The sequence below is a fragment of the Pseudoalteromonas sp. ESRF-bin5 genome, assembly GCF_002632075.1.
GTDB classification, from domain to species: domain Bacteria; phylum Pseudomonadota; class Gammaproteobacteria; order Enterobacterales; family Alteromonadaceae; genus Pseudoalteromonas; species Pseudoalteromonas marina.
The window spans coordinates 1-3978 of the sequence record NZ_NTLW01000194.1 but is presented as its reverse complement, the minus strand read 5'-3'; the positions used below and the strand labels follow the sequence as shown (position 1 = coordinate 3978).

Annotated in this window: 3 protein-coding genes; 2 read left to right on the top strand and 1 reads right to left on the bottom strand. The window is 40.0% G+C overall.

The genetic code is table 11. From position 1 onward, the window contains the following. On the top strand, positions 1-884 hold an 884-nt coding region (locus BCG07_RS11835; protein ID WP_286890274.1), incomplete at its 5' end, for a flagellar motor protein MotB. A gap of 160 nt (positions 885-1044) precedes the next feature. Beyond that, entirely contained in the window at positions 1045-2985 is a 1941-nt protein-coding gene (locus BCG07_RS11830) for a DNA topoisomerase III (RefSeq protein ID WP_277053548.1), read from the top strand. 22 nt (positions 2986-3007) lie between these two features. On the opposite strand, the gene BCG07_RS11825 is transcribed toward BCG07_RS11830, so the two are convergent. Next, on the bottom strand, positions 3008-3978 hold a 971-nt coding region (locus BCG07_RS11825), incomplete at its 5' end, for a M20 metallopeptidase family protein (protein WP_286890271.1).

Genomic DNA, 3978 nt, shown 5'->3' with positions numbered 1-3978 from the left:
TGCCTGCTTGGATGGGTACATTTGCTGATTTAATGTCGCTATTGATGTGCTTTTTTGTACTCTTATTGGCATTCTCAGAAATGGATGTACTTAAATTTAAACAAATTGCAGGTTCAATGAAGTTTGCTTTTGGTGTGCAAAATAAAATTGAAGTTAAAGATATCCCAAAAGGGACATCGGTTATCGCTATGGAATTTACTCCAGGTAAGCCAGAGCCTACACCAATTGAAACTATTCAACAGCAAACCGTTGAAATGACCCAGCAAATGCTAGAGTTTCAGGCTGGTGATGAAAGTTCAGCGGGCGGCAGGCAAGAACAGCGAGGCGATAAACGTGGCGGTGAATCTAGAAGTACCTCACAAGAGCAGTCATCAGAACAAGCAATATCCGCTGCAGATCAAGAGCAAACAAATGAGCTGGTTAAAAAAATAGCGCAGCAGTTAGAAAGGCAAATAATAGATGGTGCAATAGAACTTGAATCATTAGGTCAGCAAATTATTATTCGTATTAGAGAAAATGGCTCGTTTCCTTCGGGCAGTGCTTTTTTACAACCTAAGTTTAAACCGATTATTCAAGACATTGGCGAACTTTTAAAAGACGTACCAGGTGAAATTACAGTATCAGGGCATACAGATGATTTTCAGGTATCAAATGAGTTATACGTAAATAACTGGGATTTGTCGTCTAAGCGTGCAGTGGCTGTTGCTAGCGAATTGCAAACAGTTCAAGGGTTTGATAAAACACGAATGATGGTTGTAGGGCGGGCTGAAACTCGGCCGCTTGTGCCTAACGAGACAAATGAAGACCGACGCCGGAATCGCCGAGTTGAAATATCTATATTACAAGGTAAGGCAAAAGAGTCAGACCCTATTGATGTGAGGTAATGCTCAAATTATAAAGCTGGGCTTGATTAGTAGCCCAGCTTTGAGTTTTACAAATTATTACCAGTCTCTATTTATTGAACCTGACAATAAATCAAAAACTCTCCCTCTTTAAAATAGTTATGTTAAACTACTGTTTATATAACCAGTTGTAGGCCAGCACATGAAACTCTACATCGCAGAAAAACCATCACTTGGACGTGCAATTGCAGATGCGCTCCCAAAACCACATAAAAAACACGACGGTTACATTGAAGTCGCAAATGGTGATTGTGTCTCGTGGTGTATTGGCCATTTGTTAGAACAAGCTGAACCTGATGATTACGATGAACGCTATAAAAAATGGCAATTAGAACATCTCCCTATAGTACCTGAGCAATGGCGGTTAAAAGCTAAACCTAAAACTCGTAAGCAATTAACTATTTTAAAAAAGCTAATCAAACAGGCATCAACGTTAGTTCATGCTGGCGATCCCGACCGTGAAGGGCAGTTACTTGTAGATGAAGTGATAGAACAAGCCAAAATAAGCAAAGCTAAAAAGCAAGGTATTCAGCGTCTACTTATAAGCGATTTAAACTTAGCTGCAGTTAAAAAAGCGCTTGGTAGTATGCACTCTAATCGGGACTTTATTCCACTAAGTGTATCAGCACTTGCACGTTCTCGAGCTGATTGGCTTTTTGGTATGAACCTCACTCGGGCTTATACTTTAGCGGGACAAAAAGCAGGGTTTGGTAATGTACTCTCAGTTGGGCGCGTACAAACGCCAATTTTGGGCTTAGTGGTAAATCGTGACACTGAGATAGCTAATTTTATATCAAAACCATTTTATGAGGTGCTAGCTAGTTTAGTTACTCCTGAGAAGCAGGTATTTAAAGCAAAGTGGGTACCGAGTAAAGCTTGCGAACCTTATCAAGATGAAGAGGGGCGAGTGCTAAATAAAGCATTGGCCGAAAACGTGGCTTCGCGTATAACTAATCAAACAGGAGAGGTGACAGCGCTTGAACAAAAACAAAAAAAGCAAAGTGCACCTCTACCTTATAATCTATCAGCACTGCAAATAGATGCAGCAAAGGCATTTGGTATGGCTGCCCAACAGGTGCTTGATATTTGCCAAACACTTTATGAACGCCATAAATTAATTACTTATCCTCGCTCAGATAATCGATATTTGCCTAAGGAACATCATTTAGATGCACCTTCAATTTTAAAAGCAATTGCAACTAATGACGGTCAAAAAGTGGAGTTAGTAAATGGTGCAAATGATAAGCAGCGCAGTAAGTGCTTTAATGACTCAAAAGTAGCTGCGCATCACGCTATAGTACCTACGGCAAAGCAATTAAAGTCAGCTAGCTTAGCCAAGGATGAAGCAAAAGTGTATCAGCTTATTTGTAGACATTATTTGATTCAGTTTTACCCAGACTATATTTATAACGAAACTAAAGCAGAGGTGACAATTGCTGGTGGGTTATTTAAAGCCAACGCTAAACAAGAAGTCAGTTTGGGGTTTAAGGTATTAATGGGTAAATCAGAATTAAAAGAAGAGGCTACTTTACCTTACCTTGAAAAAGGGATGGACCTAGTATGTACACAAGGTGATGTAGTAGAAAAGCTTACTTCGCCTCCCGCTCATTTTACTGATGCAACTTTACTAGGTGCTATGACGGGGATTAGCCGTTATGTAAAAGATCCACATATCAAAAAAATATTAAAAGATACTGATGGTTTAGGTACAGAGGCTACTCGTGCAGGCATTATAGAGTTGTTATTTAAACGGCGTTTTTTAAAGCGTGAAGGCAAAACAATCAAAGCCACCGAAACAGGCCTTGCATTAATTAGTGTTTTGCCTGAAGGTTTAGCAAGTCCTGACTTAACAGCAAAGTGGGAGGCGAGTTTAGGCAGCATTGCTCAACAAGCAATGAGCTACCAACAATTTTTACAACCGCTGCTGGTGGAGCTTGAAGGCTTTGTAATGCAAGCAGCTAATTGCGATAGCCATGTATTTTCAAAACTGCCCCAAACACCGCCTAAAAAGCGTTTTGCCAAGCGCAGTAAAAAAGCACCATTTAAAAAATCTAATTATAAAAAGAGCTCAACAACAGTTTAATGGCTGAGCCCTTAAGTGGCATTTATTTTGTATTAAATAATGCAACTGCCGCATTACTCATAGCTTTTATACCAGTAGGTAAAGCTACTTTATAATCTGGTGCAAATTTACTTGAGTGCAATGAAGGAAGTGTTTCGTTATTTTTTATTGCTCTTGCGTATTGCTTTTGATTAACACCGCCTAACCAAAATAATGTAATAGGGATATTCTCGTCGGTACGGCCATAAAGACCAAAGTCTTCACCTGCCATTACGGCTTGGGTTTCAAGTACGTTTGTGTCGCCTATCGCATTTTTAATAGCGCTTCGTACTATATTAGTTTGCGAAGGATTATTATAAGTAGATGGAATTGATTCATCCTCATGAACTATAACAGCAGGGTAATCACTTTCATCAAGCCCAGCGCTTTGCGCAATACCTGCAGTTATGCGTTTTATTGCAGCAATTTGCGCATTGCGTACATCTGGGTTGTAACTACGCAGTGTAAGTTGCAGTTTCACTTCATCCGAAATAACATTATGTTTAGAGCCGCCATGTATAGAACCGACTGTTATAACAGATGGTTCTAAAGGTGAAAGTTCGCGACTTGTAATCGTTTGTAAAGCAAGTACTGTGCGCGCAGCAATAACTACCGGGTCAATAGTGGTATGAGGGTACGCGCCATGGCCGCCTTTACCTTTTATATTAATATCAACAGAATCCACACTTGCCATGGTATATTCATTTTTCATAGTTACTTTACCAGCAGGGACACTGGCACTAACATGCAATGCAATAACGTGGTCGGGCTTTGCGTATTTACTAAATAAACCCTCATTTAGCATCGCTTTAGCTCCACCTCCAACCTCTTCTGCAGGTTGTGCAACCATCATTAATGTACCTTTCCATTTATTTTTATGAGTAATGAGTTGCTCGGCAGTGCCTATAAATGAGCTCATATGAATATCATGGCCACAGCCATGCATAACACCAACTTTTGCACCATGCTCGTCAA